Origin of the sequence: Streptomyces sp. NPDC088553, from assembly GCF_044752965.1 — a bacterium.
Taxonomy (GTDB): Bacteria; Actinomycetota; Actinomycetes; order Streptomycetales; family Streptomycetaceae; genus Streptomyces.
Window position 1 is genome coordinate 227063 of the sequence record NZ_JBIVMG010000007.1, and the last position, 25383, is coordinate 252445.

The 25383-nt window shown below is 72.3% G+C and carries 23 protein-coding genes and 1 riboswitch; of the genes, 8 read left to right on the forward strand and 15 right to left on the reverse strand.

Annotated features, from left to right (window positions below; genetic code table 11):
• The first annotated feature begins 2 nt into the window (after positions 1-2).
• The 8 genes from ACIP8Z_RS24875 to def all read left to right on the forward strand — a co-directional run bounded on the left by ACIP8Z_RS24875 (position 3) and on the right by def (position 7354).
• Entirely contained in the window at positions 3-818 is an 816-nt protein-coding gene (locus ACIP8Z_RS24875) for an SOS response-associated peptidase (protein ID WP_319311343.1), read from the forward strand.
• 79 nt (positions 819-897) lie between these two features.
• A complete protein-coding gene (locus ACIP8Z_RS24880) occupies positions 898-1539 on the forward strand; it encodes an alpha/beta family hydrolase (RefSeq protein ID WP_402087493.1) in 642 nt (213 codons plus the stop codon).
• Between the two features lie 241 nt (positions 1540-1780).
• Positions 1781-2437 carry a sigma-70 family RNA polymerase sigma factor gene (locus tag ACIP8Z_RS24885; protein ID WP_030207302.1) on the forward strand — a complete coding sequence of 219 codons (657 nt, stop codon included), beginning with the start codon at positions 1781-1783 and terminating at the stop codon, positions 2435-2437.
• Entirely contained in the window at positions 2434-2751 is a 318-nt protein-coding gene (gene rsrA, locus ACIP8Z_RS24890) for a mycothiol system anti-sigma-R factor (RefSeq protein WP_319309949.1), read from the forward strand. Before ACIP8Z_RS24885 ends, rsrA begins: the two co-directional genes overlap by 4 nt.
• A 150-nt stretch (positions 2752-2901) precedes the next feature.
• A complete protein-coding gene (locus tag ACIP8Z_RS24895) occupies positions 2902-4308 on the forward strand; it encodes an HD-GYP domain-containing protein (RefSeq protein WP_402086965.1) in 1407 nt (468 codons plus the stop codon).
• Complete coding sequence (locus ACIP8Z_RS24900) at positions 4305-5594, forward strand: HD-GYP domain-containing protein (RefSeq protein ID WP_402086967.1); 1290 nt, start codon at positions 4305-4307, stop codon at positions 5592-5594. Before ACIP8Z_RS24895 ends, ACIP8Z_RS24900 begins: the two co-directional genes overlap by 4 nt.
• A gap of 79 nt (positions 5595-5673) precedes the next feature.
• Entirely contained in the window at positions 5674-6654 is a 981-nt protein-coding gene (locus ACIP8Z_RS24905) for a hypothetical protein (RefSeq protein WP_055600922.1), read from the forward strand.
• A 67-nt stretch (positions 6655-6721) separates the two neighbouring features.
• Positions 6722-7354 carry a peptide deformylase gene (gene def, locus ACIP8Z_RS24910; RefSeq protein ID WP_319309947.1) on the forward strand — a complete coding sequence of 211 codons (633 nt, stop codon included), beginning with the start codon at positions 6722-6724 and terminating at the stop codon, positions 7352-7354.
• Positions 7355-7423: 69 nt separating this feature from the next.
• Here the strand turns inward: def and ACIP8Z_RS24915 are convergent, their stop codons facing one another.
• The 15 genes from ACIP8Z_RS24915 to ACIP8Z_RS24985 all read right to left on the reverse strand — a co-directional run bounded on the left by ACIP8Z_RS24915 (position 7424) and on the right by ACIP8Z_RS24985 (position 25358).
• Complete coding sequence (locus ACIP8Z_RS24915; RefSeq protein ID WP_055600924.1) at positions 7424-8440, reverse strand: ribonucleotide-diphosphate reductase subunit beta; 1017 nt, start codon at positions 8438-8440, stop codon at positions 7424-7426.
• Positions 8440-10818 carry a ribonucleoside-diphosphate reductase subunit alpha gene (locus tag ACIP8Z_RS24920; RefSeq protein ID WP_402086969.1) on the reverse strand — a complete coding sequence of 793 codons (2379 nt, stop codon included), beginning with the start codon at positions 10816-10818 and terminating at the stop codon, positions 8440-8442. Before ACIP8Z_RS24920 ends, ACIP8Z_RS24915 begins: the two co-directional genes overlap by 1 nt.
• A gap of 132 nt (positions 10819-10950) precedes the next feature.
• Positions 10951-11089: riboswitch (cobalamin riboswitch) on the reverse strand.
• 48 nt (positions 11090-11137) lie between these two features.
• Entirely contained in the window at positions 11138-11638 is a 501-nt protein-coding gene (locus ACIP8Z_RS24925) for a GNAT family N-acetyltransferase (RefSeq protein ID WP_402086971.1), read from the reverse strand.
• A 116-nt stretch (positions 11639-11754) separates the two neighbouring features.
• A complete protein-coding gene (mctP, locus tag ACIP8Z_RS24930; protein WP_402086973.1) occupies positions 11755-13362 on the reverse strand; it encodes a monocarboxylate uptake permease MctP in 1608 nt (535 codons plus the stop codon).
• Positions 13359-13613, reverse strand: coding sequence for a DUF3311 domain-containing protein (locus tag ACIP8Z_RS24935; RefSeq protein WP_266969114.1), 255 nt, complete (start codon positions 13611-13613; stop codon positions 13359-13361). Before ACIP8Z_RS24935 ends, mctP begins: the two co-directional genes overlap by 4 nt.
• Positions 13614-13753: 140 nt before the next feature.
• Complete coding sequence (locus ACIP8Z_RS24940) at positions 13754-14737, reverse strand: LuxR C-terminal-related transcriptional regulator (protein WP_402086976.1); 984 nt, start codon at positions 14735-14737, stop codon at positions 13754-13756.
• 91 nt (positions 14738-14828) lie between these two features.
• On the reverse strand, positions 14829-16751 hold the full coding sequence (locus tag ACIP8Z_RS24945) for a hypothetical protein (protein WP_402086979.1): 1923 nt from the start codon (positions 16749-16751) through the stop codon (positions 14829-14831).
• Entirely contained in the window at positions 16741-17706 is a 966-nt protein-coding gene (locus ACIP8Z_RS24950; protein ID WP_355962531.1) for an aldo/keto reductase, read from the reverse strand. Before ACIP8Z_RS24950 ends, ACIP8Z_RS24945 begins: the two co-directional genes overlap by 11 nt.
• A 17-nt stretch (positions 17707-17723) precedes the next feature.
• A complete protein-coding gene (locus ACIP8Z_RS24955) occupies positions 17724-18704 on the reverse strand; it encodes an endonuclease/exonuclease/phosphatase family protein (protein ID WP_402086981.1) in 981 nt (326 codons plus the stop codon).
• Positions 18701-19837, reverse strand: coding sequence for an endonuclease/exonuclease/phosphatase family protein (locus ACIP8Z_RS24960; protein ID WP_402086984.1), 1137 nt, complete (start codon positions 19835-19837; stop codon positions 18701-18703). The genes ACIP8Z_RS24955 and ACIP8Z_RS24960 overlap by 4 nt, the downstream gene beginning before the upstream one ends.
• Positions 19830-20885 carry a glycosyltransferase family 2 protein gene (locus ACIP8Z_RS24965; RefSeq protein ID WP_402086986.1) on the reverse strand — a complete coding sequence of 352 codons (1056 nt, stop codon included), beginning with the start codon at positions 20883-20885 and terminating at the stop codon, positions 19830-19832. Before ACIP8Z_RS24965 ends, ACIP8Z_RS24960 begins: the two co-directional genes overlap by 8 nt.
• Positions 20886-20897: 12 nt before the next feature.
• The gene (locus tag ACIP8Z_RS24970; RefSeq protein WP_402086989.1) at positions 20898-21965 is read right to left on the reverse strand and encodes an NAD-dependent epimerase/dehydratase family protein; all 1068 of its coding nucleotides are present in this window, start codon (positions 21963-21965) and stop codon (positions 20898-20900) included.
• Positions 21959-23389: an aspartate aminotransferase family protein gene (locus ACIP8Z_RS24975; RefSeq protein WP_402086992.1), complete on the reverse strand. Its 1431-nt coding sequence runs from the start codon at positions 23387-23389 to the stop codon at positions 21959-21961. The genes ACIP8Z_RS24970 and ACIP8Z_RS24975 overlap by 7 nt, the downstream gene beginning before the upstream one ends.
• 2 nt (positions 23390-23391) lie before the next feature.
• A complete protein-coding gene (locus ACIP8Z_RS24980; protein WP_402086994.1) occupies positions 23392-24387 on the reverse strand; it encodes a lysylphosphatidylglycerol synthase domain-containing protein in 996 nt (331 codons plus the stop codon).
• A gap of 8 nt (positions 24388-24395) precedes the next feature.
• A complete protein-coding gene (locus tag ACIP8Z_RS24985; RefSeq protein ID WP_402086997.1) occupies positions 24396-25358 on the reverse strand; it encodes a UbiA prenyltransferase family protein in 963 nt (320 codons plus the stop codon).
• Positions 25359-25383 lie beyond the last annotated feature (25 nt).

Genomic DNA, 25383 nt, shown 5'->3' on the forward strand with positions numbered 1-25383 from the left:
GTATGTGCGGAAGGTATGCAGCGAGCCGGCGGCCCGAGGACCTCGTCGGACTCTTCGGTATCGAGAAGTGGGAGCCGGAGGAGACTCTGGCCCCGGACTGGAACGTGGCCCCCACCAAGGAGGTCTGGGCCGTTCTGGAACGCCCTCTGAAAGACGCAGAATCCCGGCGTCCGGTTCGCCAGCTGCGCGCGCTGAGATGGGGCCTGGTGCCGTCCTGGTCGAAGTCCCCGGAGGGCGCCGCCCGGATGATCAACGCGCGCGCGGAGACCCTGGACGAGAAGCCCTCCTTCAAGCGGGCCTTCTCGGCCCGCCGGTGCATCCTGCCCGCCGACGGCTACTACGAGTGGGTGACCGGCGCGGGGGAGCGGGACCTGGAGGTCGAGGGGAAGAAGAAGCGGCCGCGGAAGCAGCCGTACTTCGTGACCCCGGCGGACGGCTCGGTCTTCGCGATGGCGGGGCTCTACGAGTTCTGGCGCGACGGGACCCTACCCGACGGCGACCCCCTGGCGTGGTGGGTGACCTGCTCGGTGATCACCACCGAGGCGGAGACCGGGCCGCTGGGCGTGGCCCCGGCCGAGGGCCCGCACTCGCTCGCCGACATCCACCCCCGGATGCCGCTGATGCTCACCGAGGACCGATGGGACGCCTGGCTCGACCCGGCGACCACCCGGCCGGAGGAGCTGCGCGGGCTGCTCGCCCCGCCGCCCGAGGGCCTGATGCGGGCCTATCCGGTGGCGACCGCGGTCAGCAACGTCCGCAACAACGGGCCCGAACTCCTGACGGAGCTGGAGGGCCCGGAGGTCGGCACGCTCTTCTGAGACCGCCTCGTCCCCGACCGCCTCGTCCTCCGACACCGTCCCGGGCGCCTCCGGACGGCAGGATGGGAGCGTGACCGACGTGACACAGTACGAGACCGTTTCCACCGATGCCGGGGATGCCCGCGTCGCCTGGCACGAGGGGCCCGCGGGGACGAGGCCGTGGGCCGTCCTCGCCCTCGGCCACGGCGCCGGCGGCGGCATCGAGGCCCGTGACCTCCAGGCCCTGGCCGCCGCGCTGCCCGCCCGGGGCGTGACCGTCGCCCTCGTCGAGCAGCCCTGGCGGGTGGCGGGCAAGAAGGTCGCGCCCGCCCCCAAGACCCTGGACACCGGCTGGCGCGGCCTCTGGCCGGCCCTCGCCCGGCCCGGGCTCCCGGTGATCGCGGGCGGCCGCAGCGCCGGCGCCCGGGTCGCCTGCCGCACCGGGCGGGAGCTCGGCGCGCTCGCCGTCCTCGCGCTGAGCTTCCCCCTGCACCCGCCGGGCAGGCCGGAGAAGTCCCGGGCCGGCGAACTCCTCGGCAGCGGGCTGCCGACGCTCGTCGTCCAGGGCGGCAACGACCCCTTCGGACGGCCCGCGGAGTTCCCGGAAGGCCCGTACCGCCTCGTCGAGATCCCGTACGGGGATCACGGCTTCGCCCTGCCCAAACGGGCGCCGCTCGGGCCGGACGAGGCGATGGCGCTCCTGGTGGACGGGGTCGCCGAATGGATCACCTCGCTCCGCTGACGGACCGGGAATGTTGAGGGGGGGACCACTGTTGTTCCGTGCGTCGGTGTGAGAGCGAGAAGAGGGAGTCCGTCGCATGGGTTCGACCATCTGCCCGGAGCGTGCGCAGGCCGCTGACCTCGACTGGACAGTGCTGCCCGCCCCCAAGGGGGCCCGGATTCGGGCGGCGGGCGGAGCGGTTCCTCGTCTATCCTCCGAAACGAGCGGGTCCGCCCTCGGGCTCGCCGCCGCGCTGGAGGAGGTGGGTCCGGTCACTGGGACCGACACAGGGACCGACGACGGCCCCGAGGAGACGACCGAGGAGCGCAACGCGCGCTTCGAGCGGGACGCCCTCGGCTACCTCGACCAGATGTACTCGGCCGCGCTGCGCATGACGCGCAACCCCGCGGACGCGGAGGACCTGGTGCAGGAGACCTACGCCAAGGCGTACGGATCCTTCCACCAGTTCCGCGAGGGTACGAACCTCAAGGCCTGGCTGTACCGCATCCTCACGAACACCTTCATCAACTCGTACCGCAAGAAGCAGCGCGAGCCCCAGCGCAGCGCCGCCGAGGAGATCGAGGACTGGCAGCTCGCGCGCGCCGAGTCCCACATGTCGACCGGTCTGCGCTCCGCCGAGTCGCAGGCGCTCGACCACCTCCCGGACTCCGACGTGAAGGAAGCCCTCCAGGCGATTCCCGAGGAGTTCCGCATCGCCGTCTATCTCGCGGATGTCGAGGGCTTTGCGTACAAGGAGATCGCGGACATCATGGGGACACCCATCGGTACGGTGATGTCACGACTGCACCGGGGCCGCCGCCAGCTGCGCGGCATGCTCGAGGACTACGCCCGCGACCGCGGGCTGGTACCCGCGGGCGCCGGAGAGTCGTCGAACGATCTGAAAGGCTCGGGCTCATGAGCTGCGGAGAGCCGCACGAGACGGATTGCTCGGAAGTCCTGGATCATCTGTACGAGTTCCTCGACAACGAGATGCCCGACAGTGACTGCACCAAGTTCGAGGTGCACTTCGAGGAGTGCTCCCCGTGCCTGGAGAAGTACGGCCTGGAGCAGGCGGTGAAGAAGCTCGTCAAGCGCTGCTGCGGCAGTGACGACGTCCCCACCGACCTGCGGTCCAAGGTCATGGGCCGGATCGACCTGATCCGCTCCGGGCACCTGGTGCCCGAGCAGGAGATCACGCCGATCGTGCCGACGACACCGGCGCCCCAGGAGTAACTCCCCCTTCCGCAGAGGGAGAAGGAGGCTGTCGCGACACGCTCGCGGCGGCCTCCTTCGTATATCAGCTTGTATCACCCGATGGTGCGAATCCGCTCCACCGTGCCGTCACGGGCCGCCCAACTCGCTAGCGTGACGGGGATGATGGGCGTGAAGGTCATTCCGCGCGCGGCCCGCGTGTACATCGGCTGCGCCCTGCTGGGCGCCGGGGCCACCGTCCTGCCCGCTCTGCGCCCCGGCACGGCCACCCCCTGGGCCACGGTCGCGCTCCTCGCCGCCCTGTACGCGCTCTGCGAACTGCCCGCCCGCTGCCGCCTCCTCGGCCGTGCGATCGGCGGCTCCGTCCCCATGGGCACCGGCTCCTTCTTCCCCGTCCTCCTCGCCGCCGCCCTCCTCCTGCCGCCCGCCGCCGCCGCGCTCACCGCCCTGCCCGGCAGCCTCCTCGCCCGCGTCGACGAACCCCCGGCCGCCCCCCGCCGCGCCTGGCGGGCCGCCGCCACCGCCCTCGCCGTCGGGGCCGCCGCCCAGACGGCCCAAGCCCTCAGCTGCGCCGGCGCCCTCGGACACGGTCACGACGCCCCCGACTTCCCGTACGCGCTGCTGCCCGCGGGCGCCGCCGCCCTCACCTTCTGCCTGGTCCTGACCGCCCTCGACGGCGGCATCCGGGCGACGGCCGACGGACTGCCCCTGCGGGCCGCCTGGCGCGGCCTCCTCGGCCGGGCGCTCGCCCCGCACGCCGTGCACGGACTCGCCGGACTGATGATGGCCGTCCTCTGGCGCAGCACGTACGGGCCCGTGTCGGCCCTCTTCGTGCTCCTCCCGATGTACATCTCCTGCTGGGTCTTCGCCCAGTACCACCGCGAGCGCGCCGCCCACCAGGCCACCATCCGCGCCCTCGTCCAGGCCGTCGACATCAAGGACCGCTACACCCGGGGCCACAGCGAACGCGTCGGCCACGCCTCCGTCCTGATCGCCCGCGAGCTGGGCATGGCCGAGGAGCGGCTCGACGTCGTACGGTTCGCCGGCATCCTCCACGATGTCGGCAAACTGGGCGTGCCCACCCGGGTCCTCCGCAAGGACGGCCCCCTCACCCCCGAGGAGCGCCGGGTCATCGAACTGCACCCGGAGTACGGGCACGAGATGGTCCGCGGCATCGGCTTCCTCGGCGAGGCACGGGCCGCGATCCTCCACCACCACGAACGCATGGACGGCAGCGGCTACCCGTACGGGCTGCACGGCGACGAGATCCCCGAGTTCGCCCGGGTGGTGGCCGTCGCCGACGCCTTCGACGCCATGACCTCCACCCGCTCCTACAGCCGGGCCCGCCCGGTGCCGACCGCCGTCGCCGAACTGGAGCGGTGCGCCGGCAGTCAGTTCGACGCCCGGATGGTCGCCGCCCTCGTCCGCGCCCTGGACCGGCACGGCTGGCGGCCCGCCGTCACCGCCGACGAGACCACGCCGACGGGCCCGGCCGGCGGGAACGTGCCGCCGCCGCGCACGGCCGACGCCGCACGGCAACCGGAAGCACCCGCGACCAGGTCCAAGGAGCGCGCATGAGACCCGGCGCCGCCACCGTCGGCGCCGTGTACGGGGCCGCGTTCCTGCTGAGCCTCGCCGGCTTCGCCTCCACCCTCTGGTACGGCGTCGACGAACCCGGCAACGCCCTCGCCTTCGGCACTCTCATCGCCCTCGGCGAGCTCGCCCGCTGGGGCGCCGCACCCGGCGCGGGGGCACTTCCCGTGCGCGAGGCGCCAGGGAGCGAGCCCGCGCCGCTCGCCGCCGCGGGGGCCCTCGCCTACGCCCTCCTCGGGGCGAGCGCCGGGACCGCCACCACCCACGGCGTCCTCCAGATCGTCGCCGTCGTCGTCGCCGCCGGCCTCGCCGGGATCGTCCCGCACATCGCCCGGGGCGGCGGGCCCGGCCTCGACCACCTCGCCCGCCGCGTCCTCACCGTCGGCTTCGCCGCGCTCTGCTTCCAGCCCCTCTACAACTCCGGCACCGTCGTCGAGCTCCTCGGCCAGGGCCCGGCGTACGCCCTCTTCCTCGTCCTGCTGCTCGTCCTGACCGCCCTGTGCGACGCGGTCCTCGCCGCCCTCCTGCTCCGCGCCCGCACGGGATTCCCGTACGGCCCCCTCCTCCGCGACGAACTGCGCGCCCTCCTCGGCATCGGCTCCGCCGTCGGCGCCACCGGCATCGTCATGGCGCTCGGCGTGGCCGCCGCCGGGCTTTGGGCGCTGCCCGTGCTCGCCGTGCCGCTGCTGCTCACCCAGGTCTCCTTCCGGCGGTACGCCGCCGTGCGCACGGTCAACCGGCAGACCATCGCCTCCCTCGCCCGCGCCACCGAGATCGCCGGCTGCACCCCGCCCGGGCACGCCCGCCGGGTCGCCGCCCTCAGCGCCGCCGTCGGACGGGAGCTGGGCCTCTCCGGCACCGAGCTGGCCGTCCTGGAGCACGCGGCGCTCATGCACGACATCGGCCAGCTCTCCCTCGTCGACCCCGTCGCCGGCGGCGCCACCGCCCTGCTGCCCACCGAGGAACAGCGCCGGATCGCCCTCCTCGGCGGCGAGGTCGTCCGCATGACCGGTGTCCCCGAGGCCGTCGCCGTCGTCGTGGAACGCCAGGCCGACCCGTACCGCGAGCAGCCGCTGCCCGCCCGGATCGTCCGGACCGTGAACGCCTACGACGACCTCGCGGGCGGCGAGGGCGCGGGCGCCGCCCTCGACGCCCTGGAGCGGCTCAGGCTCGGCACCGCCCGCGATCATCACCCGGATGTCGTCGAATGCCTGGCCAGGGTCCTGGCACGGGGCGGAGCGGCTGGGGTGACCTCCGTCGCGACTGGGTAACCCATGGGTAATGAGCGCGCGTCCGACCGGGCATGGTTGGATGCGAACAAGAGGGTGAAGCGACCGGCAGGCGGGAATCGTGAAGATCTTCGGGAAGGTACGGCATCGGCCCTCCGCCTCATGGCGGCAGGCCACCGACCGCGCGTTCACGCTGATCGGCGACGGCCGGTACGAGGACGCGGGCGCACTTCTGACGCGCGCGGCGGATCTGGAGCCCTGGCTCTCGGAGTCCTGGTTCAACCTGGCGCTGCTGCACAAGTTCCGGCACGACTGGGAGCAGGCGCGCGCCGCCGGGCTCCGCGCCGTCGCGCTGCTCGACAAGGAGAGCGGCGCCCCCGACTGGTGGAACGTGGGCATCGCCGCGACCGCGCTGCAGGACTGGCCGCTGGCCCGCCGCGCCTGGCAGGCCTACGGACTGAAGGTTCCCGGCGCCGCCGCGGGCACCGGTGAGCCGGCCGGCATGGAGCTGGGCAGCGCCGCCGTCCGGCTGTCGCCCGAGGGCGAGGCCGAGGTCGTGTGGGGCCGCCGGCTCGACCCGGCCCGGATCGAGGTCCTCTCCATTCCTCTGCCCTCCTCCGGGCGCCGCTGGGGCGAGGTCGTCCTCCACGACGGCGTGCCGAACGGCGAGCGCACCACCACCGCCGGCCCCTCCTACCCGGTCTTCGACGAGATCGAGCTGTGGGCCCCCTCACCCGTCCCCACCTGGGTGGTCCTCCTGGAGGCGGCCACCGAGGCCGACCGGGACGCCCTGGAGCAGCTCGCCGCGGAAGCGGGTTTCGCCGCCGAGGACTGGTCGTCCTCCGTGCGGCTCCTCTGTCGTGCCTGCTCCGAGTCGACCATGCCGAGCGCCGAGGGCGAGGGCGAGCACTCGGACCCGCACGACCACAGCGAGCCCGGCCACCCCGGGCCGCTCGGGCACCGCTCGCCGGGCGAGCTGTGGGTCCCGGAGCGGGAGTGCGGCATCGCGGCCCCGGCGGGCCTGGTGCGCGGTCTCCTCGACGGCTGGGTGGCGGACAGCCCCGACAGCCGTGAGTGGCGCGATCTCGAAGAGGTCTGCTGAGGGTTCACGCGCGGGCCCGTAGGCTGTCCTCCGACGGAATCGGGTTTTCAGGAAGGCGCGGCCGGACATGGCGCAGCAGGAGACGGACGAGCAGGCCATCAACGACGGGTTCGTCGTGGACACGGAGGACTGCGAGGCACGCGAGCTCGCCCACCGTGAGCGCGGCACGGCCCGCCCGATCACGGTGGTCGGCAACCCGGTGCTCCACAAGGAGTGCAAGGACGTCACCGAGTTCGACGACTCGCTCGCGGCGCTCATCGACGACATGTTCGCGAGCCAGAAGGCCGCCGAGGGCGTGGGCCTCGCCGCGAACCAGATCGGTGTGGACCTCAAGGTCTTCGTCTACGACTGCCCCGACGACGAGGGCGTCCGGCACACCGGTGTCGTGATCAACCCGGTCCTCCAGGAGCTCCCGGCCGAGCTGCGCGTCCTCGACGAGTCCAACGAGGGCTGCCTCTCCGTGCCGACCGCCTACGCCGAGCTGGCCCGCCCCGACTACGCCGAGGTCCACGGCCAGGACGCCCAGGGCAACCCGATCAAGGTGCGCGGCACCGGCTACTTCGCCCGCTGCCTCCAGCACGAGACGGACCACCTGTACGGCTACCTGTACATCGACCGCCTCTCCAAGCGGGACCGCAAGGACGCCCTGCGCCAGATGGAAGAGGGCACCCCGCGCTACGAGACGGTGCCGAACGCCTGATCGCCGGTACGCGTACGAGAGGGGCCCCGCACTCGACCGAGTGCGGGGCCCCTCTCGTACGGCGGAGTCCTAGAAGTCCTCGTCCAGGTCCACCGAGCCCTCGACCGCCACCTGGTAGGCGGACGGACGGCGCTCGAAGAAGTTCGTGAGCTCCTGGACGCCCTGGAGCTCCATGAACGAGAACGGGTTCTCGGAGCCGTACACCGGGGCGAAGCCGAGGCGCTGGAGGCGCTGGTCGGCGACGCACTGGAGGTACTCGCGCATCGACTCGGTGTTCATGCCGGGAAGGCCGTCGCCGCACAGGTCACGGCCGAACTGCAGCTCCGCCTCGACGGCCTCCTTCAGCATGTCCGTGACCTGCTGCTGGAGCGCGTCGTCGAAGAGCTCCGGCTCCTCCTTGCGGACGGTGTCCACGACCTCGAAGGCGAAGTTCATGTGCATCGTCTCGTCACGGAACACCCAGTTGGTGCCGGTCGCGAGGCCGTGCAGCAGACCGCGGGACCGGAACCAGTACACGTACGCGAAGGCGCCGTAGAAGAACAGGCCCTCGATGCACGCGGCGAAGCAGATCAGGTTCAGCAGGAAGCGGCGGCGGTCGGCGGCCGTCTCCAGGCGCTCGATCTTCTCGACCGAGTCCATCCACTTGAAGCAGAACTGCGCCTTCTCGCGGATGGAGGGGATCTCCTCGACCGCGTCGAACGCGGCGGCGCGGTCGTCCGGGTCGGGCAGGTAGGTGTCGAGCAGCGTCAGATAGAACTGGACGTGCACGGCCTCCTCGAACAGCTGGCGCGACAGGTACAGGCGCGCCTCCGGGGAGTTGATGTGCTTGTAGAGCGTCAGGACCAGGTTGTTCGAGACGATCGAGTCGCCCGTCGCGAAGAACGCGACCAGACGGCCGATCATGTGCTGCTCGGCCGGCGTCAGCTTGGCGAGGTCGGCGACGTCCGAGTGGAGGTCGACCTCCTCCACGGTCCAGGTGTTCTTGATCGCGTCCCGGTAGCGCTCGTAGAAGTCCGGGTAGCGCATCGGACGGAGGGTCAGCTCGAAGCCCGGGTCGAGGAGGTTCTTCTTCTCGTTGGTGCTCATTACTGGCAGGCCTCGCAGGACTCGGGGTTCTCAAGGGAGCAGGCGAGGGCGTCCGCGTCGGGGGTCGCCTGCTGGACGGGGATGGTGGCGGCGGCGGGCGCCGCGGCCTGGGCGGCGCGGGCGATGCGGGTCGCCGGACGGGAGCGCAGGTAGTACGTGGTCTTCAGCCCCTGCTTCCAGGCGTACGCGTACATCGACGACAGCTTGCCGATCGTCGGCGTCTCCAGGAACAGGTTCAGCGACTGCGACTGGTCCAGGAACGGCGTCCGGGCGGCGGCCATGTCGATCAGACCGCGCTGCGGGATCTCCCACGCCGTGCGGTACAGCTCGCGCACCTCGGCCGGGACCCAGGTGAAGCCGGCCACCGAGCCGTTGGACTCGCGCAGCGCCTCACGGGTCTGCGCGTCCCACACGCCGAGCTCCTTCAGCTCGTCGACCAGGTACGAGTTGACCTGGAGGAACTCTCCGGAGAGCGTCTCGCGCTTGAACAGGTTGGAGACCTGCGGCTCGATGCACTCGTAGACGCCCGCGATCGAGGCGATGGTCGCCGTCGGAGCGATGGCGAGGAGGAGGCTGTTGCGCATGCCGACCGCGGCGATCCGCTCGCGCAGCGCGGCCCAGCGCTCCGGCCAGTTCAGCTCGACGTCGTAGTGGTCGGGGTGCAGCACCCCGCGGGCGGCGCGGGTCTTGTCCCAGGCGGGGACCGGACCGCTGCGCTCGGCGAGGTCGGCGGAGGCCTCGTACGCGGCGAGCATGATGCGCTCGGCGATACGGGTGGACAGCGCGCGCGCCTCGGCGGAGTCGAACGGCAGCTTCAGCTGGAAGAAGACGTCCTGGAGGCCCATGGCGCCCAGGCCGACCGGCCGCCAGCGGGCGTTGGAGCGGCCCGCCTGCTCGGTCGGGTAGAAGTTGATGTCGACGACCCGGTCGAGGAAGGTGACGGCCGTGCGGACGGTGGAGTCGAGGCGCTCCCAGTCGATGTCGCCGTCGACGACGAAGGCGCCGAGGTTGACCGAGCCCAGGTTGCAGACCGCGGTCTCGCCGTCGTCGGTGACCTCCAGGATCTCCGTGCAGAGGTTGGAGGAGTGGACGGTGTGGCCGGGCTCGGCGGTCTGGTTGGCCGTCCGGTTCGAGGCGTCCTTGAAGGTCATCCAGCCGTTGCCGGTCTGGGCCAGGGTCCGCATCATCCGGCCGTACAGGTCGCGGGCCGGCATCGTCTTGCGGGCCAGGCCGGCCGCCTCGGCCTTGTGGTAGGCGGCGTCGAACTCCTCGCCCCACAGGTCGACCAGCTCGGGCACGTCCGCCGGGGAGAACAGCGACCAGTCGGCGTCGGCGTTGACCCGGCGCATGAACTCGTCCGGGATCCAGTGTGCCAGGTTCAGATTGTGCGTACGGCGCTGGTCCTCGCCCGTGTTGTCGCGGAGCTCCAGGAACTCCTCGATGTCCGCGTGCCAGGTCTCCAGGTAGACGGCGGCGGCGCCCTTGCGGCGGCCGCCCTGGTTCACGGCGGCGACGGAGGCGTCGAGGGTCTTCAGGAACGGCACGATGCCGTTGGAGTGCCCGTTGGTGCCGCGGATCAGCGAACCGCGGGCGCGGATGCGGGAGTAGGAGAGGCCGATGCCGCCCGCGTGCTTCGAGAGGCGCGCCACCTGGTGGTAGCGGTCGTAGATGGAGTCCAGCTCGTCCTGGGGGGAGTCCAGGAGGTAGCAGGAGGACATCTGCGGGTGACGGGTGCCGGAGTTGAAGAGCGTGGGGGAGGACGGCAGGTAGTCGAGCCGGCTCATCAGGCGGTAGAGGGCGGCGACCTCGTCGAGCGCGCGGACGCTGTCGTCCTCGGCGAGGCCGCAGGCCACGCGGAGCATGAAGTGCTGGGGGGTCTCGATCACCTTGCGGGTGATCGGGTGGCGCAGCAGGTAGCGCGAGTAGAGGGTGCGCAGGCCGAAGTAGCCGAAGCGGTCGTCCGCGGTCGCGTCGATCGTCGCGTCGAGCCGGTCCGCGTGCAGCGCCACGAACTCGGCGGTGCGGTCGGCGATCAGACCCTCGCGGTGACCGACGGCGACGGAGGCCGAGAAGGAGAACGAGCCCTGGCCGGCCGCCTCGTCGGCGATCGTGATCGTCAGGAGCCGGGCGGCGAGCCGGGAGTACGCCGGGTCCTCGGCGATCAGACCGGCGGCCGACTCGGTGGCCAGCTCGCGCAGTTCCGCCTCGTCCGCCACGGCGCTGCGGCCGCGGAGCGCGGCGGCGGCGACCTTGCCGGGGTCGGTGTCGGGGAGATCGGCGGTGAGGTCGGTCAGGGTCCGCAGCAGCACGGTCCCGGGGCCGTCGCTCTCGACCGCGGAAGCCTCGGCGGAAGCCGGATCGGCGGGCGCGATGGTCACGTGGGGGCTCTCCCTCGCTCGGCTCGGGGCCGCGGCGGGGGAAGGCGGGCAGGCGGGCATCCGTAACGCCGGACGCGACGCTTCCACCGGCCCACTCCGCGAGGCCCGGACGTCATTGGCACCCGGAACGGACGGACCGGATGCGCTGTCGGCAGGTCCTCGGACTCACCTCGCCCGAATATGTCGTATCCGTACGAAGCACACCGTTGCGGGACAGTTCCGGATTCGCGCCGGATTCCCCTGCGTCGACAGCGAGGATGAGCATACATGTGGGGGGCGCCCCGTGCGGCACCCCCCACATGTTGTGTCGCCCCCTGGCTCAGAACTCCAAGGAGTAGGTGCGCAGGCGGTGGTCGGGGATCGGCTCCCAGTCCCGGTCCGGGGTGCGGACGAAGCCCAGACGCTCGTAGATCCGGTGCGCGGAGACCATCGTGACGTCCGTGGACAGCACGATGCGGCGGCACCCCGGGAGAGCCCGTGCGCGCTCGATGCAGGCCCGTACGAGGGCCTCTCCGACGCCCCGGCCGCGGGCCTCACGGGAGACCACCAGCATCCGGAACTCGGCCTCGCCCTCGATCGCGATGTCCGCCCACGGGGTGGCGCCGGTGGCGAAGGTCACCCCGCCGAGCAGCCGTCCGTCGGCGTCCTCGGCGACGAGCACCTCGCTCTCCCGCGCGCGCCGGGCCGTGTCCCGGAGCACGTGCAGATAGGAGTCCTCCGCCCCGTACTTCAGCAGCCCGTCGTTCAGATAGGTCCCCGCGGTGAGCTCACCGAGCGCCTCGTAGTCCTCGGGCCGTACCGCCCTGATCGTGAAGTCCATGAAGGCAGTGTCCCTCCGGACGCCCGGAGGCCCCCAACGGGTTCCGTCCGGGGACGGCGAAGGCCGCCCTGCCTCCGAGGGGAGGCAGGGCGGCCTTCGCCGGGTCCGGCGGTGGATCAGTGGGTCTCTGCGCCGACCTTCGGGAGCTTCGGGTCGACCCCGCGGTCGCCCGCGTCGGCCGTGTAGTCCTCCGGGGAGGTCTCGTCGATGCCCTCGGGGGCCTTGACGGCCTTGAGGACGAAGGTCAGGACGACCGTGACGAGGACGTTGAGGAGGAAGGCGGTGAGACCGATGTAGCCGATCTCGCCGATGCCCGGGATCTCGGCGGAGGAGCCGCCGAAGTGCGCCTGCTTCGGCGTCGATACGTTGTAGGCGGCGATCGTGCCGTACAGCATGCCGACGGCCCAGCCGGCGAGCAGCGCCCAGCGGTGGAACCAGCGGGTGAAGAGGCCGCCGACGAGCGCCGGGAAGGTCTGCAGGATCCAGATGCCACCGAGCAGCTGGAAGTTGATCGCGACCGTCTTGTCCATGGTGAGGACGAAGACGAGCGCGCCGACCTTCACCAGGAGCGAGACCAGCTTGGAGACCTTGGTCTCCTGCGCCGGGGTGGCGTCGGGCTTGATGAAGTCCTTGTAGATGTTGCGGGTGAAGAGGTTGGCCGCGGCGATCGACATGATCGCGGCGGGCACGAGCGCGCCGATGCCGATGGCGGCGAACGCGACGCCCGCGAACCAGTCCGGGAACATGGTCTCGAAAAGTTGCGGGATGGCGAGCTGGCCGTTCTCGACCTTGATCCCGGCGGCGATCGCCATGAAGCCGAGCAGTGCGAGCAGGCCCAGCATCAGCGAGTACAGCGGCAGGATCGTGGTGTTGCGGCGGATGACCTCACGGCTCCGGGACGACAGCGTCGCCGTGATGGAGTGCGGGTACATGAAGAGCGCGAGCGCCGAGCCGAGCGCGAGCGTCGCGTACGTCCACTGGCCGGCCTCAGCCGGGACAAGCCCGCCCACCTTGTTGGTGGTGAACTTCTCGTTCGCCGTGGCGAAGATCTCGTCGAAGCCGCCGAGCTTGATCGGGATGTAGATGATCGCCACCGCGATGACGATGTAGATCAGGGTGTCCTTGACGAAGGCGATGAGCGCGGGGGCGCGCAGTCCCGAGGAGTACGTGTACGCCGCGAGGACACCGAAGGCGATGAGCAGCGGCAGGTCCTTGATGAACCAGTGGGTGTTCTCGCCGCCGCCGACGCCCATCACGTCCAGGACGGCCTGGATGCCGACGAGCTGGAGCGCGATGTACGGCATGGTGGCGAGGATGCCGGTGACCGCCACCGCGAGGGAGAGGCCCTTGGAACCGAAGCGGCCGCGCACGAAGTCCGAGGTGGTGACGTACCCGTGCTTGTGCGAGACCGACCAGAGGCGCGGCAGGAAGGTGAAGATCAGCGGGTAGACCAGGATCGTGTACGGCACGGCGAAGAAGCCGGCCGCGCCCGCCGCGTAGATGGCCGCCGGGACGGCGACGAAGGTGTACGCGGTGTAGAGGTCGCCGCCGAGCAGGAACCAGGTCACCCAGGTGCCGAACGACCGGCCGCCCAGGCCCCATTCGTCGAGGCTGTGCTCGTTCTCGGCCTTGCGCCAGCGCGCGGCCAGGAAGCCCATGACCGTGACGGCCAGGAAGAAGAAGATGAAGACGGCGAGTGCGACGCCGTTCACGCCGTCCTTCATCGCTCGTCACCCCCCTTGCGGGCACGCTGGTCCAGCTGCCACAGCTTGTACGCGACCATGGTGAGCGCGGTGGAGATCAGCACCCAGAGCATCTGGTACCAGTAGAAGAACGGGATGCCCGCGAAGAGCGGTTCGACCTTCGCGTAGGAGCTCACCCAGAGCATCGCCACGAACGGTGCGAACAGACAGAGCGCGATCACCACTCGCAGGGGCGTGATGGTGGGTTGTTTCCCTTGTGTCGCTTCTGGCATGGCGATTCCGGTCCCCTCACTGATCACCTCGGTAATGCTGGGGAAATCTAGGGGACTGTTCCGCTCCATGGAACCCCTGTCCGCATAACGGATGGGACTACGTCAGCTGCGGTCGTGGGAGCGGTCCCCCGGCGCGGTGCTCAGAGCCAGCCCTCCTTGGCGGCCCGCACCCCCGCCTCGAACCGGCTGCGCGCGCCGAGCCGGTTCATCAGCTCCGAGCTCATCCGGCGCACGGTCCGCAGCGAGATCCCGAGCCGCCGGGCGGCGATGTCGTCCGTGCAGCCGATGCCGAGCAGCATGAGCAACTCCCGCTCCTGCGGGGAGAGATCGTGCTCGTCGCGGCGCGGGCTCTCGCCGAACGGCGTGCCCGCGTCCCACAGCCGGTCGAAGAGCACCACGAGCGCGTGCACCAGGCCGGGGCTGCGGACCTCCAGGGCGCCCGCGCGCCCGTCCTCCGGGTCGACGGGGACGAGCGCGGCCTCCCGGTCGACGATCACCATGAGCATCGGCACCACGGGCACGGTCCGCGCCTCGCCGCCGAGATCGCAGTACCAGCGCACGTATTCGACGGTCGGCGGGTCGTTGCGGAAGCTCTCCTGGTAGATCGACCGGATCCGCACCCCGCGTTCCAGGGCGAGTTGGTCGAGCGGCTGGCTCGCGTCCATGGTGTCGGGGAGCTGCGCGCCGCCCGGGAGCAGCGAGAGGCACTCGGTGCGGGCGTTCGCGGCCAGGTCCTCCAGGCGTTCCCGGACGTTGTCGAGGCCGGTGATGCGGTCCACCAGGTCGTGCCGGACGCCCGGTTCGGAGTGGTCCGCGTACGAGGCCAGGATGCCGGCCACGGCCCGTCCCGCCCGTTCGACCTGGCGTTTCCGCTTGCTCAGCTCGGCCTCGGCGCGGGAGAGCAGGAAGGAGAAGCCGACGTCCGGGTTGAAGGGTTCGACCTCGCCCGACGAGTCGTCCATCAGCACGAGCTTGAGGTCCGCGAGACAGGCGAGCGCCTCGCGGACCTCGGACTCGGGGCGGCCCAGATGGGCCGCCATCTCCGTCACGTCGTACTCGGGTCGCTCCAGGAGCAAACGGTAGACGGCCTCCGTCCACTCCTTTATGCCGAGCGCCTCCAGCATCCCCTGTCTCCCCCTCGTCACGTTCCGTACCGCGACCGCCCCGCAATCGTGATCGCGGTCGTCGATGCTAAGCGGGAGGAGCCCTCTAGGTCTAGACCAATTGGAATGAACTCCGGTATGTGGGACGGGCGGGGGACACGGGCGGGGTGCGGTGCCGGCCGGCCAGCGCGTCGAACAGCGCCGCCATCGCGAACCCCGAGACGAGCAGGGCCAGTTCGACCTGCGGCCCGATGCCGACCGCGAGCACCGCGAGCGCACCCGCCCCGGCCGCCAGGGGCCCCGCCCACGAGGGCCCGCCCGCCGTCGACGCCACCGAGCGGTCGAGCGACACGCAGAAGGCGAAAACGCCGACGACGAGCGGGACCCAGCCGGTGACCGCCCCGGTGCCGGGCGGGCCCCACTGCCACAGGACGGTGAGCGCACCCGCCGAGGCGACGGCGGCGAGGAGGGCACCGGACACGGCGCGGGCAGCCGTACCCGCCGTGGTGAGGGCGGCGAGCGCGAGGAAGGCGGCGAGGGCGGCCGCCGGGACCGCGTAGGGGAGGAGCCGGTAGACGCCGTCCACGAGGTCGCGGTCGACCACGCCCGAGCCGCCGACCAGGGCGGGGGGCGTCCCGCCCGAGAACGCCGACCGCAGGGCCGTCACCGTCGCCGCGCCCGCCGCCGTCATCGGCTCCGCCTCCGGTACGACCACGACCACGGCCGAACCGTCGCGGCGCCACTCGGCCGCCGCCGGCGCCGTCGCGAGCAGCACCCCCGGGACCCGGGCCGCCCGGGCTGCCACCGCCTCCGCGTCCGCGCCCCCGGGGACGAGGACCTCCAGCGGGTTCAGGGCCCCCGACGGCACCCCGGCCGCCGTGAGCCGGTCGAGGCCGTCGCGGGCCGGGCCGCTCGCCACCAGGGCGTGCGCCTCCGGGTTGCCCACCCGGAGCTGGGTGGCCGCGCCCCCGAGCAGGACGAGGAGGGTGAGGCCGACCACCGCCGGGAGGGGGCGGGGGCGGCGTCCGACCCGTACCGGCGCGGTCGTCCGTGGGGCACGCGGGTCCGGCGGCGTCACCGAGCGGAGCACCGGCGCCAGCGTGAGGGCCGCCGCCGTGCCCACCGCCCACACCGCGAGACCCGCGATCCCGACCGAGCGCAGGAACGCCGCCGGGAAGAGCGTGAGGACGGCGCAGGCCGCCGCCCCCGCCGCACCGGCCGCCACAGCGGACCGGGCGGCGGTCTCCGGCGGCTGCGCCCAGCGGTGCACCGCGAGCACCAGGGCCGTGACCGGCACCAGGTAGACCACGATGAAGCTGATCTCGGTGAACCCCGCCACCGCCTCCACCAGGACCAGCGCCCCCACCGAGGTCACCCCGGCGAGCAGCAGCGGAGCCAGGACCCCGAGCGGCGAGCGGAACGCCAGGACCAGCAGCACGAGCAGCCCCAGCGCGCACGCCGACTTCACCGCGAGGGCCACCGCACCCGGCCCCGCCACCGCACTGTCGTGCTGGAGCGGGAGCACGCCCGTCACCTCGACCCGGGCCTCGGGCAGCGCCGACCGCAGCCCCGCGCGCAGGACCCCGGCCGCCTCCTCGACGGCCGTCAGCCCCGCGAGGTCCGGCTTCCCGGCACCCGGGTGGACCAGCGCGTACACCGTGCGGCCGTCCGTGCCGAGGAACCCCTCGTCACCCGTGCCCGCGTACGAGACCGTCCGCGCGCCCGGGCCCGCCGCCCGCCGGACGGCGTCCGCGAACCGCCCCGCCGTGTCCGGGGCGCGTACGTCCGTGGCCGCCGGCCAGCTCGCGACCGCGACCAGAGGGGCGACGGCCGCCCCGTTCCCGTACCGCTCCTGGATCGCCTGGTTCGCGCGGTGTCCCGGCCCGCCGGAGGCGGTGAACGACTGGTCGAGCCGGCCGAGACCCCACACCGCCCCCGCGCCGCCGAGCAGCAGCACGAGCAGCCAGGCCACGCCCACGGCCATCCGGTGGCGGAGCGCGAGATCCCTTATCCGTAGGGCCTGTTCAGTCGACATCGTCGAGCCGCTTCCTCAGCTCGTCGTCCAGCCGCAGTCCCACCGCGCCGAGCGTCTCGTCCAGCTGCGCCGTCGAACTCGCTCCGATCACCGGGAGTACGGGCAGCTCACCGCCCAACGCCCAGGCCAGCACCACCTGGTTGGCGGTCACGCCCAGCTCCGCCGCGACCTCCGCGAGCACCTTGAGGCGCCGCTCCGAACCCTCGTGCCGGTACTGCTCCGGCACCTCCTTGCCCGCATCTGTGTACGCCCCCGTCAGCTGCGTCGTGTACGCCGTGAACGTCAGCTCCGGACGCGTCCCCAGATAGTCGAGCAGCTCCTCCGAGGCGTGCGGGTTCACCCCGAACTCCGCGCCGGGACGCGGCCGCAGATAGGTGTACCGCTGCTGCACGGCCGCGTAGTCCGGCACCCCGGCGGCGACCGCCGCGCCCCGCGACTCCTCGATCCGCCAGGCCGCGAAGTTGGAGCAGCCGGCCCGGCCGATCTTCCCCGTGTCCTCCAGCTCGCCGAAGGCGCCCATGGTCTCGGCCACCGGCGTCCGCCGGTCGTCGATGTGCGCGTAGTAGAGATCGATCCGGTCGGTGCCCAGGTTCCGCAGGCTCTCCTCCACCTGCCGGCGCAGCACCGGGGCCGAGAGCCCCTCCGCGCACTCCGGCCAGGCCGAACCGGGCGGGTCCGGCAGCGCGCCGACCTTTGTGGCGAGCACCATCTCGTCCCGGACGCCCCGGCTGCGCAGCCAGCGGCCGATCAGCAGCTCGCTCTCGGCGCCGGTCGCGCCCGGCTCCCAGAAGGCGTAGGTGTTGGCGGTGTCGATGAACGTGCCGCCGGCCTCGTGGAAGCGGTCGAGGACGGCGAAGGCGGCGGCCTCGTCGATCCGGGTGCCGAACGGCAGGGTTCCCAGGCACAGGGTGCTCACGCGGGGGCCCTCGGGGCCGCCGAGGTGGGTGTACTCCATCGGTTGTTCCCTCTCTCTCATGGGTGGGGGGTGGTGACGGTCAGTTCCTGGACCAGGTGGTCCGACAGGCCCTCGGCGTCGAGGAAGCGGTACGAGCCCACCCGGGCCCCGCCGCCGGTGAACGCCCAGTCGATCCGCCACAGCCGCAGCCGCGCGCGGGCGTTCCAGCTGGCCGGGAGGACCGAACGGCAGGCGCCGATCGCGTCGCGCAGCGAGCCCGGCATCCGGCGGATGTCGCCGATGGCGGCGCTCGTGTTGAAGTCCCCGGTCACCAGGACAGGGTGCGGGTTGCCCCGCAGGTCGGCGACGAGCGCCGCGTACTCCCGGTCGCGGGCGGCGGCCCTGCGCCGCATGTCCCGCAGGAAGGCCGGGCGCAGCGGGTTCATCACCGTGAGCTGCACCGGGATGTGCACGTTGTACGTCGACAGGACGCCGTCCCCGACCCGCAGGTCCACCCGGAGCGAGCAGGCGCCGACCGGCACGGGCGGTCCGGCGGGCGGGAACCGGGACAGCGTCACGGAGTTGTTGCCGACGGCCAGGTGGTGTTCGGGGAACGCGGCCCGGATCCGCTTCTCGTCGTCGATGTCCCAGACCTCGCCGCCCTCGAAGCCGTTCAGGTACTCCTGGAGGACGTAGACGTCCGCCGAGAGGGATCGCAGGAAGGCGTAGAAGCGCTCGGGGTCGCCGCCCTGGTTCCAGTGCTGAGTGTTCCAGGAGGCGAGCCGCAGCCCCGCCGCGGTCTCCGAACGGCGCCCAAGGGCACGGAGGTTGACCCCGTTCTGCGTCCAGCCCGCGAGCAGACAGCCCGCGGCGAGCGCCCCCGCCGCCCGCCCGCCGGTGACCGCGGCGGCCCCGAGCAGGGCGAGCGGGAGGGCGGCGAAGGCGAGCGGCGGCAGCAGGGAGACCGCGAGCCAGGGCCACCAGCGGCCGTTGAGCACGAGGTGCAGGGCGAGGAACACCGCCCAGCCGAGGGCGCAGGACAGCAGCACGTCGGTCACCCGTTCCCCGGCAGGGACACCCACAGGTCCTGCACCGCGTGGTCGGAGAGCTTCTCGGGCTCGTTGAACTCGTAGCGCTCGGCCTTCGCCCCGTTGCCCGTGAACGCCCAGTCGGTCCGCCAGAAAGGCTTCCAGCCGCCCTCCTCCCAGCTCGTGGGGTACGGGTCGGTGCTCACGTCCGCCGCGTCGTCGAGGCGCTCCCGGAGCGGGTCGAGGTCGGACATCGCCGCCGTCGCGTTGAAGTCACCGGCCACCACGACCGGGTTGCGGTTGGCCGCGAGGTCGGCCTCCAGGCCCGCGTACTGCGCCCGGCGCGGGGCGAACCGTTCCCGCATGTGTCGGTAGAAGGCGGCGGAGAGCAGCCCGTCCGGCATGCTGTTCCACACCGGCATGTGCACGTTGTAGAACGACACCGTCCGGCCCCTGACCCGCACGTCCGTCCGCAGCACCTTGTTCTCCCGGTACTCCGCCTGCCAGTCCGCGCCCGGCGGCAGGTCGCCGGCCGGGCCCACGGCCGGCTGCCGCAGGATCGGGAAGCGGGAGAGGGTCACCAGCTCGCCCCGGACCGCGACCTCGTAGCCCGGGAACTCCCGGCGCAGCCGCGCCAGGTCGTCGAGGGGCAGCTTGCCCCTGCGGTCGGCGGTCACGTGCTGGTACTCGTGCAGCAGATAGACGTCCGCGTCCTTCGCCTTCAGGAAGGCGTAGAAGTGGTCCTGGGTGCCGAGGAGCTGGTTCCACGAGTTGGTGTTCCAGGCGAAGACCCGCACGGAGTCCGGCCCGGGCCCCGGCTCCGACCGCCACAGCGCCGCCGGGTCGAATCCCGACTGCCCGAAGCCCACGAGCAGGGCGAGCGCGGCCGCCGCGAGGCTCCGCCACCGGGCGGCGCCCCGGGCGAGCGGGGCGAGCGCGGCGAGCAGCAGCGGGACCAGGGCGAAGGCGGCCGGCGGGACGATGCCCACCAGGTGCCCCAGCCAGATCCGGCCGTCCGCCGCCCACTCGACGAGGAGGAGGACGAGCCAGGTGAGGGCCGCGCCGAGGACGAGCCGGTTCAGGCGCCGCCGGGCCGGGGCGACCCGTACGGCTGCGGCCGGCGCGCCCGCCGGGGACTCCGTCGGCGCGAGCGTGTCAGCCACGGGAGGCCCCCGCGGCCACCCCGGCCGACGCCGCCGGGAGGTCCGGCCGGGGCTGCGGGTCGTACAGGTGCCGGAACCGCTTCGAGCACAGCCACTGCACGCCCGCGACCCCGATCGCCGCGAACACCGTCAGGTTCACCAGGAAGTTGACGGCCACGAAGTACCCGAGGAACAGCCGCCCCCGGTGCCGCCGCACCTCCCGGTACATGTCCAGATCGCCCCACACACCGAGCACGAACAGGGCGAGCGGCAGCAGCGCCCACACCGCTCCCCACAGCACCGGCGCGGCGAGCGCGGCCACCGTCAGGGGCGCGGCGAGGCTCGCACCGGCGCGCGGGCCGGTGACGAAGCCACCCTGGAGGTGCCGTCGGCCCAGGATGAGCGGGACGGCGAGCCGGGCCCGCGCGAAGACCTTGTCGAGGACGATCCGCACGGTGTCGTCGTGGTCGTGCCTGCCGCGCACCTCCAGGGAGCTGAGAACCGTGTACCGCTCCGAGATGCGGCGCCCGTAGTCCTGGTCCTCGGTGTGCCGCAGGATCGGGTTGAACGGTCCCACCTCGTCGAAGACCCGCCGGGGGATCGCCAGGATCGCGGTGTGGACGGTGTCGATGACCCCCTCGGACCTCAGCAGCAGGTAGTACTGCTGGAGCGAGCGGTACTCCTCGACCAGGCTGTCGCGGATGAGCGGCTCCGGCTCGTAGGTGCCGCAGATCGCCCCGTACCCCTGTCCGGAGCCGAGCAGTTCGACGGACTTGGCGACGGCGTCGGGGTGCATGGCGACGTCGGAGTCGAGGAAGACCAGGATCTCGCCCGAAGACAGTTCGGCGCCGAGGTTGCGGGCGACCGCGACCCCGCTGTTGACGCCGGTGGAGACCACCCGGGCGCCGGCCGCGGCGGCGATCGCGGCGGAGTCGTCGGTGGAGCAGTCGTCGACGACCAGGACCTCGATGTTCGGGTACGTCTGGGCGAGGGCGGCCTCGACGCACAGGCCGATCGAGCGGCCGTAGTTGTAGTTGGGGACGATGACGGAGACCAGCGGAACGGACATGATCGGGTTCTCCTAGAAAAGGACCTTGGCGAGGGAGAGGGCCCCCTGCCGCCACGGTTCGACACTGGTGACGCCCTCGCCCTTCTTCGCGGGGTGGGCGCCCGCGGGGAGCGCGGCGGCGGTGAGCCGCTGCTCGCGCCACCAGGCGAAGGTGCGCAGGATCGCGTCCTGGTTGGAGTGCTTCGGCCGGAAGCCGAGGACGTCCCGGGCCTTGTCGGTGGAGACGAAGCTGTCGTCGAGGAGCTTGTGCAGCAGGCGCCCGTAGACCGGGGAGAGCCCGGAGCGCTGGAGCAGGCTGAGCGCGGCGAGCGCCGGCTTGGCGGGCATGGACCGGACCCGCTTGCCGTGTCCGGCGGCGTCCAGGACGGCCTGGAAGTCCTCGCGGATCGTGCCGAACGAGGTGGCGCCCAGGTTGAACGTGTCGTCGGCCGTCGTGGCCGGCGCGTCCATCGCGGTCACGACCGCGTCGACGAGGTCGTCCACGTCGAACATCTGGATACGGACGTCGCCCCGGCCCAGGACCGGGAAGTTCCGGCCCTCCTCGGCCCACTCGAAGAGCATCGCGAACAGGCCCATCCGGCCCGGTCCGAGGAAGGTCTTGGGCCGCAGGATCGGTACGCACATCTCCCGGCCGCGGAACCGCTCGGCGACCTCCTCGGCCTCCGCCTTGGCTGCGCTGTACGTGTCGACGGGTTCGCGCGGGTACTCCTCGGGCGTGGGCACCACCTTCGGCAGCCCGTACACGGCGGTCGAGGAGATGTGCACGACCCGGGGCACGGCGTTCGCCTCGGCGGCCGTGAGGACCGCCTCGGTCCCGCCGACGATCACCGAGCGGATCATGTCGGCCGGGTAGCTGGGCAGCGCGGCGGCGCAGTGCACCACCACGTCCGCGTCCGCCGTGACCCGCTTCATCGTCACCGCGTCCCGGACGTCCGAGACGGTGTGCGTCAGGTTCTCGTGCTCCGTGCGCGGGGCCCGCAGGTCCACGCAGTGCACCTGGCGGCCGTCGCCGAGCAGCCGGTCGATCAGGGTCGAACCGAGCATGCCGGCACCGCCGGTGACCACAATGCGCTCTACCACAGCGACGACACCTTCTCCTTGACGAAACGGGTGAGCAGACGGGGCAGACCCTGGGCGAGGGTCTTGTCGAGGCAGTCCAGGAAGAACTCGACCTCGTGCGGCTCGGCGACCAGCGAGGGGGCGACCATCAGCGGGTTCTCGCCGTTGAGTGTGTAGTACGTGTAGATGCCGTGGTCCCGGTAGAGGGCGTTGACCACCGACGAGGTGATGAGCTTGGTGCGGAAGCGCGGGTCCTTCGTCATCGCGCCCGGCACCAGCTTCGTCACCAGCTCCAGGACCTTCGGGCCCTTGTGCAGGAACACCCCGTGGAGGGCGCCATGGCCGCGTACCTCGGCCACCACGTCCGGGTACTCCTTGGCGATCCGCTCGAGACCGGGGGCGAGGATCCGCTCGATGTCCCGGGCACGGGCCGGATAGTCGTCCTCGACAGCCACGTTGACGGCCTCGATGGCGGTGACCGCCTCCTCGCCGAAGCCGTAGTAGGTGGTGGACGTCGACTGGAGGAGGGCGTCCGTGAGGTTGTCGTAGGCCTTGCGGAAGACCGGCTCGCGGGCCACGAAGGCGGAGATGGAGGACTTGCCGCCGCCGAAGGACTTCGAGGTGGTGAGGATGTCCGGGACCAGACCCTCGTACCGCATGAAGTGGAAGAGGGTGCCCGTCTTGCCCCAGCCGGTGTAGATCTCGTCGAAGAGCAGCACGATGTTCTCGGCGGTGCACAACTCCCGCAGCCCGCGCAGGAACTCCTCCGAGCACTCGTTCATCGTCGACGCCGACAGCGGCTCGATGAGGATCGCGTACACGTCCGACTCGCCCTTGTCGGTGCGGAGTCCGGCGACCAGTGTGCGGACCGAGTCCAGGTCCCCGTACCGGAAGATCTCCACGCCGGGGATGCCCGGGAACTGGAACCCGGACTGGTTCTGGCCGGTCAGGCTGCCCGAGCCGAGCAGCTTGCCGTGGAAGGAGATGTCGGCGCGCAGCACCCGGGAGCGCCGGCCGCCGTGGTACTTGTACGCCAGCTTGACCGCGCCCTCGACCGCCTCCGCGCCGGAGTTGGGGAAGAACGACATGTTCAGGTCGCCGGGCAGCAGCTCCGCGAGGTTGTGGCCGAGTGCCGCGACGTACGGCGAGAAGTAGGTCTTGTGGACCTCCATGCTCCTGCGCTCCTGGAAGCGCTGCCGGGCGGCGAGGATCCGGGGGTGGTTGTGGCCGTGGTTGAGGACGCCGACGCCACCGGTGAAGTCGAGCACGCGGCGGCCGTCGCGCTGGGTGATCCAGACGCCCTCGGCGCTCTCGACGAGCTCCTGGCCGAAGCCGAAGGAGGTCATCAGGGAGACCTGGCTCTTGTTGACGTGGTCCTTGTACAGGCCGTGGACCTGCTTCGTGGTCAGCGACTCGCAGTCGTCGACGGAGTACAGCGGGGGCATGGTCAGTCCTTCGCGGGGATCGGGTGGGTGGGGGGAGCGGAACGGCGGGGGAGGGTCAGGAGGAGCGCGGCGCCTCCGACGAGGACCTCGCTGAGGGTGCAGACCACCCGGCTGGCGACGGCGACGGCGGTCGCCTCCTGCCAGGGCAGTAGGGCGGTCAGGGCCAGGAGCAGCAGGGCCTCGCGGGCACCCCAGCCGTCCGGCAGCACGACCACGAGGCTGGCGGCGGCGGTGGCCAGGGCGAAGCCGCCCACGCAGACCGGCAGCGCGGTCAGCGGTGGGGCGCCGAGCATCACGGCGAGGGCCCACAGGTGCAGCCCGCCGACCGCCCAGGAGGCGGTGGCCGAGGCGAGGGCCCGCCGCATGCCCCGGTCGCTCGCCCGGGTGCTGGGCGCCGGCCGGCGGGCGAGCCGGGCGGCGAACGCCGCCAGGCGGTGCAGCAGTCCGGGCCGTACGGCCCAGGCGACGGTGACCGCGCCCGGCAGGACCAGCCACCAGGCCTCGGCGCCGATCGTCCAGGGCGCGGCGACCGGGCCGACGGCGAGGCCGGTGAGGACGGCCACGATCAGGTTCAGCAGGAAGACGGCGAGCACGACCGGCGCGGACACCCCCGCCGCACCGCCCATCCGTAGCTGGGCGAGGACGCCCCAGACGGCCCCCGGCACGTACTTGCCGAGGTACGAGGTGAAGTAGATCCGGGTCGCTGTCCGGCCCGGCACCCCGGGGCCGAGGTCGGCGAGGAGGGTCCGCCAGGTGGCCATGGAGAGCAGGACGGCGAGGGCGTTGGCGGCCAGGGCCGCGAGGAGGTACGGGACGGAGTCGGGGCGCAGGACGAGGGCGGCGAGCTCGCCGGCCCGGCCGTACAGGGCGAAGCCGATGCCGGTGACGACGGCGACCGGGAAGAGGACGGGGAGGGCGCGGCGGAGGCGGCCGCGCGGGCGCTCGGGCTCGGTGACGGGCCCCGTGAGCGGTGGGGCGGCAGGTGCGGTGGTGGTCATGCCCGGCCTCAGGATCCGAGGTGGCTCAGCGGCCACGCGCCGGCCAGCAGCGCCGACCAGAGCAGGGCGTTGGAGACGGTCATCCGGTCGCTGAACAGCGCCCGCGAGGGGTTGCCGCCACCCGCGTCGACCACGAGCAGCTGCAGGTAGCGGGCGAGGCCGAAGAGCGCGAACGGGGCCGTGACCACCGCGACCAGCGGTCCGTGCGGGCCGAAGACCGGGCTGCCCTGCACCTGCAGGACGTAACTGACCGCCGTGAGCACCGCGGTGAAGGCGAGCAGCTGGTCGAGGAAGCCGAGGGTGTAGCCGCGCAGCGCGGGCCGGTGCAGCACCCCGCCGACCGCCATCTCGTGGCGCCGCTTGCCCAGGATCAGCAGCAGGCAGAGGGAGAAGACACAGAGGGTGAGCCAGCTCGGCACGGGGTTGCCCGAGGCCAGGCAGCCCTGGGCGAGCCGCAGGACGAAACCGAGCGCGACGATGAAGACGTCGAGCAGCGGGACGTGCTTGAGCCCCTTGCTGTACGCGGCGTTCAGCGCGACGTACGCGGCGACCGGCCACCAGTCGACGAGCGAGGCCGTCCCGGTGGACACCGTGAGTCCGACCGTCGCCGCGAGGAGGACGGCGAGGGCGGCGGCGAAGGAGACGGCGGTCGCGACGCCGATCCGGCCGGCGGCGATCGGCCGGTGCCGCTTCTCCGGGTGGCGGCGGTCCCGGTCCCGGTCGCCGAGGTCGTTGACCAGGTAGATCAGCGCGGACGCGAGGGTGAAGACACCGATCGCGGCGAGGGCTCCGCCGAGCGCGGCGCCGTCGAGGTGGGGCGCGCCGAGCAGGCCGAGGGGGACGACGACCAGGTTCTTCGTCCACTGGTGGGGCCGGACGAGGGAGGTGAGGTCGGCGAGCCGCCTGGGAGGGCGGGAGGCCGGCGGGCGGGCCGTCGGCGCCTCTCGGCCGGTGAGCGTGGGCGTGGCCATGAACGGACTCCTGGGGGGAGGGGCG